The sequence below is a fragment of the Microbacterium sp. AC145 genome, from assembly GCF_979258505.1.
On sequence record NZ_OZ409859.1, the window covers coordinates 2,582,064 to 2,598,135 of the forward strand.

The following is a 16,072-nucleotide window of genomic DNA, read 5'->3' on the forward strand; positions in this document are numbered from 1 at the left end:
TGATGTCCCGTCTGCGTTATGCCCTCGCCGGTGCCGGAGTCCGCGCACAGATGTATGTCGATGCGATCACCGGCACACACCGTGACCGCGCCGAACTGGTCGCCATCGTCGAGCCCAACCCGGTGCGCGCGGCCTTCCATTCCGCACGCGCGGTCGACGCCGGTGCCGCAGCTCCGCGCCTCGCGACCCCTGATGAACTCGAGCAGGTGATCCGCGACGAGCGCGTCGACCGGGTCGTCATCTGCTCGCGCGACGATCTGCACGCCGAGCTCATCGTGCGATCTCTCGAGGCGGGCGCCGACGTCGTCGTCGAGAAGCCCCTCACGATCGACGCGGCGAGCGCCGCGCGCATCGAAGAGGCGGTCGAGCGCACCGGCCGCCAGGTCGTGCTGACCTTCAACTACCGCTACTCCCCCCGCAACAGCGCGCTGCGCCAGATCATCCAGGACGGCACGATCGGGCAGGTCACCTCGATCGACTTCCAGTGGATGCTCGACACCAACCACGGTGCCGACTACTTCCGCCGCTGGCACCGGGACAAGAAGAACTCGGGCGGCCTGCTCGTACACAAGTCGAGCCATCACTTCGACCTCGTCAACTGGTGGATCCGCTCGCAGCCGACCCGCGTCTACGCATCGGGCGGCCTGCGCTTCTACGGCGCCGACAATGCGGCCAGCCGCGGCCTCGGTGAGCGACCGGCACGAGGAACCCACGACGGGGGCGACCTCTTCGAGCTCGACCTCCGCACCGACGAGCGTCTGACCGCGCTCTACCTCGAGGCCGAGCAGCACGACGGATATGTGCGCGATCTCGACGTGTTCAGCGAGGGCATCACCATCGAAGACAACCTCGCACTCGTCGTCGACTACGCCTCGGGTGCCACGCTGTCGTACTCGCTGAACGCGCACTCCCCGTGGGAGGGCTACCGCGTGGCGGTCAACGGCACGCTCGGCCGAGTCGAGCTCGAGGTCGTCGAGCGCGGTGCGGTGCTCGCCGGCGAAGGCCTGCACCCGCACATCGACCCCAGCCTCTCGGGTGGTGACGGCGCGACCGAGCTGCGGCCCGAAGGCGAGCGCATCCTCGTACAGCGGCACTGGGAAGCGGCCTATGAGGTGCCCATCGTCAGCGGCGACGGCGGTCACGGTGGCGGCGATGCTCTGCTGCTGTCCGATGTCTTCGAAGGTCCGGGTGACGACCCGCTCGCGCGGCCGGCGGACTGGACCGACGGCATCCGCTCGATCGCTGTCGGCATCGCGGGCAACCGCTCGCTCGACACGGGACTCCCGGTGAAGGTCGCAGAGCTCGGCATCGCCCTCCTGGAGTCGGGCAGATGAGGATCGCCGTCACCGGCGGGTCCGGTCGCCTCGGCCGGTCTCTGGTGACCGGTCTCGCAGAGGCCGGACACGAACTCGTGTCGATCGACCGCGCGCCGAGCGAGCATCTCGAACGCCCAGGGATCACGCAGTTCTCTCTCGATCTCACGGATGCGGATGCCACGGCTTCGGCGCTCTCGGGCACGGGCGCCGATGCGCTCATCCATCTCGCAGCGATCGCCGTCCCCTTCTCAGCGCCCGAAGACGTCATCCTGCGCACCAATGCGTCCCTTGCCCAGTCCGTGCTCGGAGGTGCGGTGCGCGCCGGAATCCACCGGATCGTCGCGGCGTCGAGCCCGACCGTCATCGGCTACGGGGCTCCTCGCGGATGGGCGCCCGACCGTCTTCCCCTCGACGAGGAATCAGCCACGGAGCCGTGGAACGCCTACGCGCTGTCGAAGCTCCTGATCGAGCAGACGGTCGCCATGCTGCGGCGGCAGACCGGTGATGACGTGCGCTTCGCCTCGTTCCGTCCCTGCTACGTGATCGCCCCGGAGGAGTGGGCGGGCGCGCCGACCCAGCAGGGCCACACCGTGCTCGAACGCCTCGACGACCCGGCTCTGTCGGCACCCGCTCTGTTCAACTACGTCGATGCGCGTGACGTCGCGAGCTTCGCAGACACGCTGCTGGCCGCGCTCGACGACATCCCCAACGGCGAGGTGTTCTTCGTCGGCGCCGATGACGCCCTCGCCCGCCGCCCCTTGAGCGAGCTGCTGCCGCAGTTCCATCCCGGCACCGAGCGTGCGGCGTCGGTGCTCACCGGCACTGCGCCCGCCTTCTCCTCCGCCAAAGCCGCTCGACTGCTCGGCTGGCACCCCGCCCGCACCTGGCGCGATGAACTCGTCACCGCGCAGGCCCCCGCATCCGTCTCCTGAAAGGCTCGACATGGACTTCGATGGAATCCTGTTCTTCCCCGTCACCCCGTTCACCAGCGAGGGGACGATCGACCACGAGATGCTCGCGGCGCACGTCGCCACCGGCGTCGAGGCCGGCGCGGGCGGTGTCTTCCCCGCCTGTGGGACCGGCGAGTTCCACGCACTGTCGGCGAGCGAGGCCGCTGCGGTGACCCGTACCGCGGTCACCGCTGTCGCCGGCCGCGTGCCGGTGATCGCCGGAGCCGGCGGACCCCTGGGCCACGCGATCGAGGTCGCTCGATCCGCGGCGGATGCCGGCGCCGACGGCCTGCTCGTGCTGCCTCCATACCTCGTCGGCGGCACCCAGTCGGGCCTCGCGGCCTACGTCGAGCAGATCGCCGAGGCCGCAGACCTGCCGGTGATCGTCTACCACCGCGGCAGCGCGCAGTACTCGGTCGACACTGTTCGTCGACTCGTCGCGAACCCCCGGGTCGTCGGCTTCAAAGACGGCACGGGCGACATCGGCACGACGCAGCTGATCGTCCGGGCGGTCGCCGAGGAGGGGCGCACCGACTTCGCGTTCTTCAACGGTCTGCTCACTGCCGAGCTCACGCAGGCCGCGTACCGGGGCATCGGGGTGCCGCTATACTCCTCGGCGGCCTTCGCCATGGCACCGGACATCGCCAACGCCTACTACCGCGCCTACGCCGACGGCGATGAAGAGCGGCGCCTCGCCCTGCTCGACGGCTTCTACCGCCCCCTCGTCGAGCTGCGCGACGAGACGCCCGGCTTCGGGGTCTCGCTGATCAAGGCCGGGCTGCGCCTCGCAGGACTCGCGGTCGGTTCGGTGCGCGCACCGCTCGTCGACCCGACCCCCGCCCAGGAGGCGCGTCTCGCCGAGATCCTCGCCGCGGGCCGCGCACTGCTGTGACGACCATCCGCAGTCTGACGACGCGTCTGCAGCGAGTGCCGCTGACGCGGCCGTGGGCTGCCGACGTGACCTCCGTCGGCATCATCGCGACCCATGTCGTCCGCTCCGACGGCGGCGAGGGATGGGGCTTCTCCTGGAGCCCGCAGATCGGCGCGCCCGCGGTCCATGCGCTGCTCGAACACGACATCGCCCCGGCATCCGTCGGCCGCTCCGCCGTTCCCGGTGAGTGCTGGCAGGGCCTGTGGGAGCACCTGCACGAGGCGGGCGGTGGGGGCATCACGACGATCGCACTCGCCGGGCTCGACCTCGCACTCTGGGACGCCGAGGCGCGATCGGCAGGCACGTCGGTGTCACAGCTGCTCGGACGCCGCCGACAGCGGCTGCGCGCCTACGGGTCGGGCGTCAACCTGCACTACTCGCTCGACGAGCTGCTCGCCCAGGTGCAGCGCTGGATCGACGCGGGTTTCGAGGGAGTGAAGATCAAGGTCGGGAAGCCCGACCTCGCCGAGGACCTCGACCGGGTCGCCGCCGTGCGCGCACTGCTCGGGCCGGATCGGGCGCTGATGATCGACGCGAATCAGCGGTGGGACCTCGATCGTGCGACCGCGTCGATCGACGCCCTCTCGCGTTTCGACCTCGCGTGGATCGAAGAACCGCTGCGCGCCGACGACCTCGCCGGCCACACCGAGCTCGCCCGGCGGATCGACGTGCCCATCGCGGTCGGCGAGAACCTGCACACCGTGCACCGATTCGGGGATTTCCTCCGCGCGGGAGCCGCGCAGATCGTGCAGCCCAACATCGTGCGGGTCGGCGGCATCACGCCGTTCCTGCGCATCGCCGAGCTCGCCGCAGCGCACGGCGCAGCCCTGCACCCGCATCTTCTTCCCGAGCTCTCCGGTCAACTCGCGCTCGCACTTCCGGATTCCCGGCACGAGGTTCTCGTCGAAGACGTCGAGGATGCCGGTTTCGGCGCGCTCGGCGCGCTGGCCGACCCGACGCCCGTCACGATCGCCGACGGGTATCTGACCGAGAACGAGCATCAGGGGCTCGGCATCCGCTTCGCTCCTGTTCTCACCGATGACCCGGCGCTCACCGCAGGAAAGGAACCCTCGTGACCACCTCCCCCGCAGACCTCGACGCGATCGTCCACGCCGCTGCCTCGGCTGCCCCGATCTGGCGACGCTCCACCGCCTCCACCCGAGCGGGCTGGCTGCGCGCCGCCGCAGACGTGCTCGATGCGAACGTCGCCGAGCTCGTCGCGATCGCCGACGAGGAGACACGCCTCGGCGTCCCCCGGCTCACCGGCGAGGTCGCACGCACCAGCGGACAGCTGCGGCTGTTCGCCGCGGTCGTCGAGGAGGGCTCGTACCTCGAGCTCACGGTCGACGACGCCGACGCCTCGGCGACGCCACCGCGGCCGGAGCTTCGTCGCCTGCTCACCGCTCTCGGGCCCGTGGCCGTCTTCTCGGCATCGAACTTCCCGTTCGCGTTCTCCGTGGCGGGAGGCGACACGGCGTCGGCGCTCGCGGCCGGCAACCCGGTCGTCGTGAAGGCGCACTCGGGGCATCCGCGCCTCTCGGTCCGCACGGCCGAGCTCGTCGCCACAGCCCTCGAGGGGGCCGGCGCCCCCGCGGGATCCCTCTCCCTCGTCGAGGGACGCGAGGCGGGCAATGCGCTCGTGCAGCATCCGCTCATCCGCGCCGCCGGCTTCACCGGATCCGTCTCAGGCGGTCGTGCACTGTTCGACCTCGCCTCGGGGCGACCCGACCCCATCCCCTTCTACGGCGAGCTCGGCAGCATCAATCCCGTGGTCATCACCGGGCCCGCGGTGTCGGCCCGCGGCGAGGCGCTCGCACAGAGCCTCGTCGGATCCTTCACGCTGGGTGTCGGGCAGTTCTGCACCAAGCCGGGCGTGGTTTTCGTCCCGGCAGGATCGGGATTCGAAGACCTCGTCGCCGCACACGTGCCGAGCGCCTCAGGGGGTCCGCTGCTCACCGAGCGCATCACGGATGCCTTTCCCGCAGGACTCGCGCACCTCGAGGGCGACCCGTCCGTCGAGGTCGTGGCCGAGGGCGTCGAGGTCGACGGCGTGCGGCCGGTCGCGCTGCTCACCGACGCACGCGCGGTCGCCGACCGGCCCGAGGTGCTCCTCGAGGAGTGCTTCGGCCCCGTCACCCTGCTCGTGCGCTACGACTCCGACGACGACCTGCACGCGGCTCTCGCCGTCGTGCCGGGCAGCCTCACCGCCACGCTGCACGCCGAGCCCGACGAAGACCCCGTCGAGACGCTCGAGCTGCTGCAGGAGCGTGCGGGGCGCGTGCTCTTCGCCGGCTGGCCCACCGGTGTCGCGGTGACCTGGTCGCAGCAGCACGGAGGCCCCTGGCCCGCGACGACCTCGCTGCACACATCGGTCGGCGCATCCGCGATCCGCCGGTTCCTGCGTCCGCTGGCGTTCCAGGATGCCCCGCAGTCGCTGCTGCCCGAGGCGCTGCGCGACGAGTCGCTCGCGCAGCTGCCGCACCGGCGCAACGGCACGCTGGTGCTCCCCGCCTGACCGTGCTCCTCCCCCGACCACAGGGGGGGGAGTCGTGACAACATCGAACGCCGTTCAGGATTAGGGTCGATGCATGGCGCGACGAGGTTCATATGCGAAGGGCATCGCCAGACGCGAGGAGATCCTCGAGAGCGCACTCGACGTGATCGCGACCCGGGGCTATCAGAACGCCTCGCTCAAGCAGATCGCTGAGGTCGTCGGGGTCACCCCCGCCGCTCTGCTGCACTACTTCGGGTCCAAGGAGGAACTGCTCACCGAGGTGCTGCGCAAGCGCGACGAGCACGAGGGCAGAGACCCGCAGCAGCTCGATCCCGGCGAGGCCAAGACCGTGTTCCTCGAGGTCGTGCGCCGCAACACCCGGACTCCCGGCGTCGTCGAGCTGTTCTCACGCCTCGCGGTGGATGCGGTGGACCCGGCCCATCCCGCGCACGACTTCTTCCTGGAGCGCAGCGAACGGCTCCGCGAGACGATCGCTGTGAGCTTCGAGACCGACATCGATCGTCGCGCGGTGCTCGACCCCGAGACCACGGCCCGCGTGGTGCAGGCCGTCGCGGACGGCCTGCAGCTGCAGTGGATGATCGATCGCTCGGTCGACATGCCGGGCATCGTCGAGTCGCTGCTCGACGTCCTCTACCCGCCCGAGAGCGCCTGAGCTCGGGATCAGCCGTCGACCTGGCCGTTGGAGCAGGTCTGCTGCGCGGCCGAGTTGCCCTTGATCGAGTCCGGCAGCGCGACGACGCCCGGGGTGGTCGCAGCAGGATCCGGGACCTCTTCGGTGGGGGTGCCTTCGGCCGGAGTCTCCACGGGTGCGCCGGTGTTCGGGTCCTGCAGGATCACACCGTCGTTCGCCGTGTTCTCGTGCGTGACCTGCAGCTGCATGTTCGCGTTGATCGCGTCCCACATCGTGGTAGCCGACTCCTTGTCGGGCACGACCCGGTTGGGGTTGTCGGGGTCGGTGAACGTCGGGTACTGCAGGAAGACGATGTCCTCGAACGGCACGGACTTCACCGCGAGCGCGATCTGCACGATCTTCATCGGGTCGGCGAGCGACGTGCTCGCCTCGACGTTGTCGAGACCGGTCGTCGCGAGCTTGAGCATCATCGGCACGTTGCCGAGCGTCTCGCCGCTGATGAGCTTGCGGGCGAGACTCGACATGTACTGCTGCTGATTGCCGATACGGCCGAGGTCACTGCCGTCGCCGACGCCGTGCCGGGTGCGCAGGAACTGCAGGGCGGTGAGACCCTCGATGACGTGGTTGCCGGCCGCGAGGTCGAGACTCGTGTGGCGGTCCTTGATCGGCGAGGCGAGGCAGACCTCGACGCCGCCGATCGCGTTCGTGATCTCGATCACGCCACCGAAGGTGACGGATGCCGCGAACTGCACCTCCTGATCGGTGAGCTCGGTGATGGTCTTCGCGACGCAGTTGAGGCCGCCGTCGGTGTAGGCCACGTTCAGCTGCTGCTTGCTCATGGCCGAGTGGACGTTGCCCTCGAGGTCTTCGCACTCCGGGATCGGGATCATCATGTCGCGAGGGAAGCTCACGACGGTGATGCGGCGGGGCTCCTCCGAGACGTGCAGGAGCAGGTTCACGTCGTTCAGCGTGGCTTCGGACTCCCCGTCGCTGCAGCGATCGCCGAAGTACTGTGCGTACTCCTCTTCGCAGGCGTCGACGCCGGTGAGCAGCAGATTGAATCCGCCCTCGTACGCGCCGATGTCCGGCGGCAGATCCTCCTGGCCGTCGAGGTCGACGGCGTTCGCCGACACCGTGCTCGAGAGGTCGTAGACGATGTACGCGGCCACGCCGAAACCGCTGACGAGCACGACGGCGAGTCCGATCGCGATGAACTTCAGAAGCTGGCTGACAGCACCGGGGGTCTTCTGCTGCCCGTGGCGGGCGACGGTGCGGCGGCGGGTGTTCTGACTCACTCGGGGCCTTTCGGTTCGGCGTACCGGTGCGGGGACACCGTGCTCAGGAAGCGGAGGGTGTGGGATTCGAACCCACGAGACATCTCTGCCCACTGGTTTTCAAGACCAGCTCCATCGGCCGCTCGGACAACCCTCCCGACAGACGAATCTGCCGACAAGCCGTGAGTCTAGCCGAGTTCTATTCTCCCGCGCTGACCTGGGCGGCTGCTGGAAGCGTGTCCAGCGCCGTCGCGAGGCCGCCCGCGTCGACATCTTCGGTCACCTCACCCGCTGCGGCCTTCACCTCGTCGGGGGCCTGACCCATCGCCACCGCGCGCCCGTCGAGCCCGAGCGCCCACCCGAACATGCCGATGTCGTTGCGGCCGTCGCCGGCCACGAGCACCCGACCTCGCTCGAACCCGAGCTCGGTGCGCACCCGTTCGAGCGCCGTGCCCTTGTCGACGCCTTGAGGGGCGATGTCGAGCCAGGCCGTCCAGCCGATCGCGTACGACACCTCGTTGAGGCCCGCATCCGCGACGAGACGGTGGAAGTCGTCTTCATCGTGTCCCGGCGACACCACCACGACGCGGGAGACCGGTTCAGCGGCGAGCTCGTCGAAGTCGACCTGACGGCCGCCGTCGAGGGTCCAGTCGTCCAGGTGCTCGGTGTACAGGCGCTTGCCGTCGCCCAGCTCGACCATGTACCTGGCCTCGGGCAGCCGCTCGCGCAGAAGGGCGAGCACGGGCGTGGGATCGAAGGTCTCGACGTGCCACCGTTCCCAGTCGTCACCGACCCGTCGCATGGTGACCGCGCCGTTCGAGCACACCACGAACTCGGCCGTCAGCTCGAGCTGCTCGACGTAGCGCCGTGTCGCCATCCAGCTGCGGCCCGTGGCGATGGTCACCTCGTGGCCGGCATCCCGCAGCCGTGCGACGGCCTCGGGCACGCCGGGGCTCATCGTCTCGTCCTGCAGCAGGATCGTGCCGTCGACGTCGAGGCCGACGAGCCAGGCGCTCACGCTTTCGATCCCTGAGCACGCCGAACGGCAGGCTCCAGCACCTCGAGGCCGCCGAGGTACGGTCGCAGAACCTCGGGCACGCGCACCGAGCCGTCTGCCTGCTGGTGCGTCTCGAGCAACGCGACGATCCAGCGCGTGGTGGCGAGGGTGCCGTTCAGGGTCGCGACGGGCTGCGTCTTCGCCGCCTGCCCCTCCTGGGCTTCGGGACGGTGGCGGATGTCGAGGCGACGGGCCTGGTAGGTCGTGCAGTTCGAGGTCGACGTCAACTCGCGGAACGCACCCTGCGTGGGCACCCAGGCCTCGATGTCGTACTTGCGTGCGGCGCTGGATCCGAGGTCGCCGGCGGCGACGTCGATCACGCGATAGGCGAGCCCCAGCGAGGTCAGCATCTCCTCCTGCAGCGCGACCAAGCGCAGGTGCTCGGCCTCGGCATCCTCAGGCGTGGTGTAGACGAACATCTCCAGCTTGTTGAACTGGTGCACCCGGATGATGCCGCGGGTGTCCTTGCCGTGGGATCCCGCCTCGCGGCGGTAGCAGGTCGACCAGCCGGCGTAACGCAGCGCTCCCTCGCCGAGATCGAGGATCTCGTCCTTGTGGTATCCGGCGAGAGCCACCTCGCTGGTGCCGACCAGGTAGAGATCGTCATCCTTGTCGAGGTGGTAGACCTCGTCGGCGTGCTCGCCGAGGAATCCGGTGCCCTGCATGATCTCCGGCCGCACGAGGGTCGGCGTGATCAGCGGGACGAAGCCGTTCTGCAGAGCCTTGTCGAGCGCGAGGTTCATGAGGGCGATCTCGAGGCGCGCACCGATGCCGCGCAGGAAGTAGAAGCGAGCGCCCGACACCTTCGCGCCACGTTCCATGTCGATCGCGTCGAGGATCTCACCGATCTCGAGGTGGTCGCGGGGCTCGAACTCGAACGCGGGCACGTCGCCGACACGGCGCAGCTCGACGAAGTCCGCCTCACCGCCGGCAGGCACACCGTCGACGACGACGTTCTCGATTCGTGCGAGCGCGGCGGATGCGGTGCCGGCGGCCTCGTTCGCGACCTGCTGAGCCTGCTTCACGCGCTCGGCGAGATCCTTGACCTGCGCGACGAGCGCGGCCTTCTCCTCCTTGGGCGCCTTCGCGACCTGCTTGCCGAAGGCGTTCTGCTCTGCCCTCAGTTCCTCGAATGCGGCGAGAGCCGCCCGACGCGATCGGTCGGCCTCGAGTGCGATGTCGACGGTGCCCTGGTCGTTGCCACGGGCGGCCTGAGAGCGGCGGACGATCTCCGGATTGTCGCGGAGGAGTGCGAGGTCGATCATCCGTCAAGTCTATGGTGCGCGCCGGGCGCGTCAGCCGCGGCCGACGAGCGAGCGCCACGCGTGGCTGAGCCTCGCGACACCCTCGCGCAGGTCTTCCGCGCTCACCTCGGAGAACGACAGCCGAGCGAGACCGGCGAACCCCTCGCCCTCGGCTGCGAACCATTCGCCGCGCTGGTAGGTGACGCCCCGGTCCTGCGCAGCATCGAACAGCGCCGCGAAATCGACGTCACCCCTGAAGCGCGCCCAGGCGAAGAAGCCGCCAGCGGGGTCTGCGACCTCCACGGCATCGCCGAACTCGTCGCGCAGGGCACCGGTGAGCGCGCCGGCCTTGAGCGCGTATGCCTCTCCCGCAGCGACGATCGACGGATCGAGCCGTTCGTCCTGCAGCATCCGCTCGACGACCGCCTGCGCGATGCCGCTCGTCTGACCGTCGAGCCGGTTGCGCAAGCGGGTGTATGCCTCCGACGCGTCTGCGGGGAGCACGATCCACCCGAGGCGGAGCCCCGGCCCGAGCGTCTTGGAGAACGTGTTGACCGCGAGCACGTGATCCGAGCGTCGGAAGGCCGAGCGATCGGGGACGACGGTGCCGGGGAATGCGATCGCGCGGTACGGGTCGTCGGCGATGATCGTGAAGCCGTACTTCTCGGCGAGCGCCACGAGAGCGACCTCGCGTTCGGGGCTCAGCGTCACGCCGGAGGGGTTCTGGAACGTCGGCACCGTGAACAGGGCCTTCGGGCGCAGCCCCTCGCTCAGTCTGCGTTCGAGATCGTCGGTGTCGATGCCGTCGGATGCCACGGAGACGGGCACCACGGAGACGCCGATCAGGTCGAGCACCCGGAGGAAGAGCGGGTACACCGGGTCGTCGACCACGATGACGTCGCCCGGGTCGAGTGTCGCCAGAACGGCCAGCGCGAGACCGTGAGCCCCGCCGTTCGTGATGAGGATGCGATCGGCCGACACGCCTTCCCTCGCCGCGATCACCGCTCGGAGCGATGACAGTCCGACCGCCGGCGTGTACTTCAGCAGAGCCGGGAAGTCAGCCCCCTGCGTGACGACTCGGAAGGCATCCTGATACACGTCGATCGGCAGCAGGTCCGTCGCGGGGTTGCCTCCGCCGAGGTCGATGGATCCGGGGGCGAGACGGATGAGGGTCGCATCGCCGAAGCCCTGGCGCGCCGGGAGTCCGGCCAGCAGAGCGCTCGGGGTGGTGGCGGTGGCAGTCGTCATGATTCGTCCGATCGGTCAGGGCGCAAGGGCAGGAGTCGGGGGTCTGAGTCGCCGTGCAGATCTCGGGCGACGAGTTCGGCGAGCAGCGCCGCGAGGGTCACGCCGCTGTGGGTGAGGGCCACATAGACATCCTCGCTCACCGGGCCGACGACGGGCAGGCCGTCGGGGGCGTGGGGTCTCGACGCGTGCTCCATCCGGATCACCGCGTCATCGGGCACGATCCAGTCGAGTCGCCGAGCGAGTTCGGTGCGCAGCGCGGGCCAGACGCTCTCGACCGAAGCGGGGATGCCGCAGCGATCGAGCGCCTCTTCGATCACGAGGCTCTGGGCGGCGACCCGGCCGGCACCGTCCGGTCGCACCTGCAGTCCTCCGACCGAGCGCACCCGGTCGATCGGATGATCGTCCACGTCGATGCGAACGAGGAATCCCGACGGCCCGGTCGACGACGCGAGCCGCGCGGGGCGAAGGCCATCCGAGGCGACGAGCTGTGCGGTGGCGGTGCCCGCGGCGACCACGATCGCGTCGACCGGTCCGTACCTCCGGCGCACCTCGTCGAGGCTGTCGACACGCATCGGCGGTTCGATGAGCCCGCCGGCACCGGCGAGATCGTGCAGATGAGCGGCGAGAAAGGCGTCCACGTCGACCCATCCCTCTTCGCGATGGATGCCCTGATCGTTCTCGGATCCGGTCTGCACGAACCACGGCCTCGGATGCGCCTCCGACAGTGCGACGTGACGGCGTATCGCCTCTTCGCTGATCCGCCGGTACGATTCCGGGGTCTTGCCGTGGGCGTTCGCCCAGGCGAAGCTCGCCCGCGACACCGCCGTGCTGCCGATCGGCTCCGCGGAGAGAAGCACGACCTCGCTCCCCCGCTCTGCGACCCGGGCGGCGATCGCAGCGCCGATGACGCCCGCACCGATCACGACGATGCGACGAGCACTGTTCTCTGGCCGACCTGTCATCCGTCGATGAAGTGCCGCGCGATGCGGTTGCCGATGAACTGCACGAGCTGTACGAGTGCGATCAGCACGATGATGATCAGGATCATCACGGCGTAGTCGAACCTCTGGTATCCGTACGTGAGCGCGAGGTTTCCGAGGCCGCCGCCGCCGACCGCGCCGGCCACCGCAGTCGCATCGATGAGCGCCACGAATATGAAGGTGAGCGACAGCAGGAGCGGTCCGAACGCCTCGCGGACCACGAAGCCGAACAGGATGTGCAGGGGTGAGGCGCCCACGGCCTTCGCCGCCTCGATCACCCCCGGATCGACGGCGACGAGATTCGTCTCCGCGACCCGCGCGATGCCGACGGATGCGGCGATCGTGAGGGGAAGGATGGCCGCCGCGGGGCCGATGCTGGTGCCGATCAATGCTCGGGTGAGCGGTGTCAGCGCGATCAGCAGGATGATGAACGGAATCGGCCGCAGAGTGTTCACGACGATGTTGAGCACCGTGTGCACGACGCGGCTGTGCAGCAGCTGCCCCGGTCGCGTCGCGTACAGGAAGATGCCGAGGATCAGTCCGATGATCGACGCGAGGAAGAACGCGACCGTCACCATGAACAGGGTCTCACCCAGCGCGCGTGCGACCTTGGGGATCACGACATCGAGCTCGAGGACGTCGAGAGTCACCATTCCACCACCGCCGTCTTCTGGGCGAGCGCGTCGAGGAAGCGCTGGATGGCGGCGTCCTCTCCGTGCAGCGCGAGACTGATCTGCCCGTACGGCAGGTCCTTCACTCGAGCCACGCCTCCCTGGATGATCGAGAAGTCGACCTCGTGCGCCCGGGCGAGGGCCGACAGGAGCGGCCCGTCGGCCGCTTCGCCGTCCATCGACACCGAGATGCGTCGCCCCGTGAACCGTGCGGCGAGCGCGTCGCGCTCGGCGTCGGTCAGCCGGGTGCGGGTATACGAGCCCACGAGACCCGCTGTCACCGGATGCTGCGGTCTCGCGAGGATCTGGTGGATGTCACCGGATTCCACGACCTCGCCGTCGCTGAGGATCGACACGCGGTCGGCCAGACGACTGACCACATCCATCTCGTGCGTCACGACGACCATCGTGATCCCGAACTCGGCGTTGACGGACTTCAGCAGGTCGACGATCTCGGTCGTCGTCTGGGGGTCGAGGGCGCTCGTCGCCTCATCGGCGAGGAGGACCGATGGCTTCGCGGCGATCGCGCGTGCGATGCCGACGCGCTGCTTCTGCCCGCCGGAGAGGCGGCGGGGACGCGCGAACGCCTTGCCGCCGAGCCCGACGAAGTCGAGCAGCTCCCCCACGCGCCGCGAGATCGCGGCATCCTCCCAACCCGCCAGTTTGAGCGGCGTCGCGATGTTGCTGAAGACAGTGCGCGAATTCCACAGGTTGAACTGCTGGAACACCATCCCGACGCCGTGCCTGAGGGTGCGCAGCTCGGCCGGTGCGAGACCGTGCACGTCGACGCCGTCGACGAGCACGCGCCCCTCGGTCGGGGTCTCGAGCCCGTTGATCATCCGCAGCAGGGTCGACTTGCCCGCTCCCGAGCGGCCGATGAGGCCGTACACCTCACCGGCGCGCACCGAGAAATGCACGTCCCGCAGCACGCGGATCGGCTCTCCTTTGCCCGCGACGGGGTAGTCCTTGGACACTCCGACGAGCTGGATACGATCTGTCATTCGAACCTCAGACTGATCGCGCGGACACTGCCGCGCGACGCACGATCACTGGGCGGTGAGCTCGTCGAGAGCGGCGCGCAGGTCGTCGACGGGCAGCTCGACGATCGTCGCCTCGCCGCGCTTCTCCTCTTCGAGCGCACTCACGACGCGGTCATCGCGGTAGGTCTTCTCCAGCAGCTCCCACGCGGGGTCGTCTGCGCGATCCGCGGTCGTCGCGACCACGATCACGTACGGGCTCGAGGTCGTGGCGGACGAGTCCTCGAGAACGAGCGCATCGTCGCTCGTGATGCCCAGCGCCGGGTCGAAGTCATCCGTCGCGATGACGACCGCCTGGATCGTCGGGTCGCTGTACCCGGTCTGCACGGACTCGTGCGCCAGTCGCACCAGCTCGATGCCGAGTGGGTTCGAGGTGATGTCCTCCTCGGTCGGGAAGACCCCCGCGTTCTCGTCGATCTCGATGACACCGGCCGTCTGCAGGATGAACAGGGCCCGCGAGAAGTTGGCGGGGTCGTCAGGCACCGCGACGCGGGCTCCCTGCGGAAGGTCGTCGGCGGACTCGAGGTCCTCGGCGAAGAGTCCCCACGACGAGATGACGGTCGAGAAGACGGGCGTGATGTCCGCCTCGTTCTCCTTGTTGAACTGGCTCAGCCACGCCACGTGCTGGAACGAGTTGCCGTCGACCTCTCCCTCCAGCAGCGCGGTGTTGGGCAGATACGGGTCGTCGAAGTTCACGAAAGTGAGGTCGAGCCCGTTCTCCCGACCGACCTCGACGATGGCATCCTGAAAATCGCTCTGGGCGGTGTCTGCGATCGTCAACGGGATCAGCTCGTCACCCGTGCCCGCCGCGGTCGCTGTCGCGTTCTGCACGACGATCGGGATCGTGATCGCTGCCGCGACCGCCACGACCGCCACCGACGCACCGATGATCCACAGCTTCCGTCGCGACTTCTGCTTCGACAGATGCGCGTCGATCTCGTTCTGGGTCTGGCTCTGCTCTGACATGTCGTTGGCTCCTGCGGGGCGAGGCGGGCGGGGTCTTCGGCACTGCTTTCATCGACCCGGCCGGCCTGATTCGGGACAGGCGTGGACTTCTGCGGGGATGCGGTCTCACGGTATCCGCGCTCGCGTCTCAGGCACCACGCCGACGGTAATGCGCCGACACAGAAGGCGGCCGACGCTCGGCGGACCCGCAGCGCGATCCGAGAGCGCGCCCTCATGACGCGGCTAGAGTAGCGCCATGACCCAGAGCGCCCCCGTCCGACGGCAGGCGGCACTCATCTACAACCCCATCAAGGTCGACGAGAAGCACTTGCGCGAGCGGGTCCGCTCCCTCTCGAGCGATGCGGGATGGGAACGCCCCGCCTTCTACCCGACCACGATCGCCGATGCAGGGCAGGGAATCACCGCGCTGGCCCTGGCGCGCGGTGTCTCGGTGGTGCTCGTCGCAGGTGGCGACGGCACCGTGCGTGCGGTGTCCGAGGCCATCGCCGGCAGCGGCGTGCCTCTGGCCATCCTGCCGAGCGGAACGGGCAATCTGCTCGCGCGCAACCTCGGGCTGCCCCTCGGGCACCCTGATGAGATGATCCGCGCAGCACTGGGCGACTTCCGCCATCCGATCGACATCGGCTGGGCGCGTCTCACCAGAGAGAACGGTGAGAGTGAGGAGCACGCATACGTGGTGCTCGCGGGCATGGGGCTCGACGCCGACATGATCGCCAACACTCGCCCCGACCTCAAGAAGTCGGTGGGGTGGATCGCCTATGTCGACGGAGCCGCACGGTCGCTCGTCACGGCCGAGCCATTCCGTGCGGTCTTCCAGATCGACGACGGCAGGCTGCACACCACCAAGGTGCACAGCGTCCTGTTCGCGAACTGCGGCACCCTGCCCGCAGGCATCGCGCTGATACCCGATGCGTCGATCACCGACGGGACGCTCGACGTCGCCGTCATCCAGCCGGCCGGAGTCCTCGGATGGTTGGGCGTATGGCGCAAGATCTGGTGGGACAACTCCGTGCTTCGGCGCTCGCGTGCGGGACGCCGAGTGCTTGAGCGCCGGGGACGCGACGCGTCGGTTCACTACTTCCGCGGCGTGATCGCCGAGGCGGCGGCTCCTCGGCCAATTCCGATCGAGCTCGACGGTGATGAGTTCGGACTCGCCGTGCGCGTCACCTGTCGGGTGGACCCCGACGCTCTGCTGCTGGCGCTGCCCGTCGGGCACCCGGTCTCGGCACTCTGATCAGCCGCGCACCTGTCT

General features: G+C 69.1%; 15 protein-coding genes and 1 tRNA gene. 7 read left to right on the forward strand and 9 right to left on the reverse strand.

The features are described from left to right. The first annotated feature begins 2 nt into the window (after positions 1 to 2). The 6 genes from ACZZZN_RS12470 to ACZZZN_RS12495 all read left to right on the forward strand — a co-directional run bounded on the left by ACZZZN_RS12470 (position 3) and on the right by ACZZZN_RS12495 (position 6,364). Positions 3 to 1,334, forward strand: a complete 1,332-nt coding sequence (locus ACZZZN_RS12470) for a Gfo/Idh/MocA family protein (protein ID WP_463505461.1) — start codon at positions 3 to 5, stop codon at positions 1,332 to 1,334. Continuing rightward, positions 1,331 to 2,248 carry an NAD-dependent epimerase/dehydratase family protein gene (locus tag ACZZZN_RS12475; RefSeq protein ID WP_463505462.1) on the forward strand — a complete coding sequence of 306 codons (918 nt, stop codon included), beginning with the start codon at positions 1,331 to 1,333 and terminating at the stop codon, positions 2,246 to 2,248. Before ACZZZN_RS12470 ends, ACZZZN_RS12475 begins: the two co-directional genes overlap by 4 nt. Positions 2,249 to 2,258: 10 nt before the next feature. Next, on the forward strand, positions 2,259 to 3,158 hold the full coding sequence (locus tag ACZZZN_RS12480; RefSeq protein ID WP_463505463.1) for a 5-dehydro-4-deoxyglucarate dehydratase: 900 nt from the start codon (positions 2,259 to 2,261) through the stop codon (positions 3,156 to 3,158). Next, complete coding sequence (locus tag ACZZZN_RS12485; protein WP_463505464.1) at positions 3,155 to 4,273, forward strand: mandelate racemase/muconate lactonizing enzyme family protein; 1,119 nt, start codon at positions 3,155 to 3,157, stop codon at positions 4,271 to 4,273. Before ACZZZN_RS12480 ends, ACZZZN_RS12485 begins: the two co-directional genes overlap by 4 nt. Further along, positions 4,270 to 5,712 carry an aldehyde dehydrogenase (NADP(+)) gene (locus ACZZZN_RS12490; RefSeq protein ID WP_463505465.1) on the forward strand — a complete coding sequence of 481 codons (1,443 nt, stop codon included), beginning with the start codon at positions 4,270 to 4,272 and terminating at the stop codon, positions 5,710 to 5,712. Before ACZZZN_RS12485 ends, ACZZZN_RS12490 begins: the two co-directional genes overlap by 4 nt. A gap of 73 nt (positions 5,713 to 5,785) precedes the next feature. Then, the gene (locus ACZZZN_RS12495) at positions 5,786 to 6,364 is read left to right on the forward strand and encodes a TetR/AcrR family transcriptional regulator (protein ID WP_463505466.1); all 579 of its coding nucleotides are present in this window, start codon (positions 5,786 to 5,788) and stop codon (positions 6,362 to 6,364) included. Between the two features lie 8 nt (positions 6,365 to 6,372). On the opposite strand, the gene ACZZZN_RS12500 is transcribed toward ACZZZN_RS12495, so the two are convergent. From ACZZZN_RS12500 to ACZZZN_RS12540, 9 genes are all read right to left on the reverse strand, one after another. Then, positions 6,373 to 7,638, reverse strand: coding sequence for an LCP family protein (locus ACZZZN_RS12500; RefSeq protein ID WP_463505467.1), 1,266 nt, complete (start codon positions 7,636 to 7,638; stop codon positions 6,373 to 6,375). Between the two features lie 51 nt (positions 7,639 to 7,689). Beyond that, positions 7,690 to 7,774: transfer RNA gene (locus tag ACZZZN_RS12505), tRNA-Ser, on the reverse strand. A 42-nt stretch (positions 7,775 to 7,816) separates the two neighbouring features. Then, entirely contained in the window at positions 7,817 to 8,644 is an 828-nt protein-coding gene (locus tag ACZZZN_RS12510; RefSeq protein ID WP_463506592.1) for an HAD family hydrolase, read from the reverse strand. Continuing rightward, positions 8,632 to 9,939 (reverse strand): serine--tRNA ligase, encoded by a 1,308-nt coding sequence (gene serS / locus ACZZZN_RS12515; RefSeq protein ID WP_463505468.1) that lies wholly within the window; start codon positions 9,937 to 9,939, stop codon positions 8,632 to 8,634. Before serS ends, ACZZZN_RS12510 begins: the two co-directional genes overlap by 13 nt. A gap of 30 nt (positions 9,940 to 9,969) precedes the next feature. Further along, entirely contained in the window at positions 9,970 to 11,166 is a 1,197-nt protein-coding gene (locus ACZZZN_RS12520) for an aminotransferase-like domain-containing protein (RefSeq protein ID WP_463505469.1), read from the reverse strand. Further along, complete coding sequence (locus ACZZZN_RS12525; RefSeq protein WP_463505470.1) at positions 11,163 to 12,128, reverse strand: FAD-dependent oxidoreductase; 966 nt, start codon at positions 12,126 to 12,128, stop codon at positions 11,163 to 11,165. Before ACZZZN_RS12525 ends, ACZZZN_RS12520 begins: the two co-directional genes overlap by 4 nt. Then, positions 12,125 to 12,799, reverse strand: coding sequence for a methionine ABC transporter permease (locus ACZZZN_RS12530; RefSeq protein ID WP_463505471.1), 675 nt, complete (start codon positions 12,797 to 12,799; stop codon positions 12,125 to 12,127). Before ACZZZN_RS12530 ends, ACZZZN_RS12525 begins: the two co-directional genes overlap by 4 nt. Next, the gene (locus ACZZZN_RS12535) at positions 12,793 to 13,818 is read right to left on the reverse strand and encodes a methionine ABC transporter ATP-binding protein (protein WP_463505472.1); all 1,026 of its coding nucleotides are present in this window, start codon (positions 13,816 to 13,818) and stop codon (positions 12,793 to 12,795) included. Before ACZZZN_RS12535 ends, ACZZZN_RS12530 begins: the two co-directional genes overlap by 7 nt. Before the next feature lie 45 nt (positions 13,819 to 13,863). Beyond that, positions 13,864 to 14,820, reverse strand: a complete 957-nt coding sequence (locus ACZZZN_RS12540; protein ID WP_463505473.1) for a MetQ/NlpA family ABC transporter substrate-binding protein — start codon at positions 14,818 to 14,820, stop codon at positions 13,864 to 13,866. A 235-nt stretch (positions 14,821 to 15,055) separates the two neighbouring features. Here ACZZZN_RS12540 and ACZZZN_RS12545 point away from each other — a divergent pair, with 235 nt between their 5' ends. Then, the gene (locus tag ACZZZN_RS12545; protein WP_463505474.1) at positions 15,056 to 16,054 is read left to right on the forward strand and encodes a diacylglycerol/lipid kinase family protein; all 999 of its coding nucleotides are present in this window, start codon (positions 15,056 to 15,058) and stop codon (positions 16,052 to 16,054) included. Positions 16,055 to 16,072: the final 18 nt, after the last annotated feature.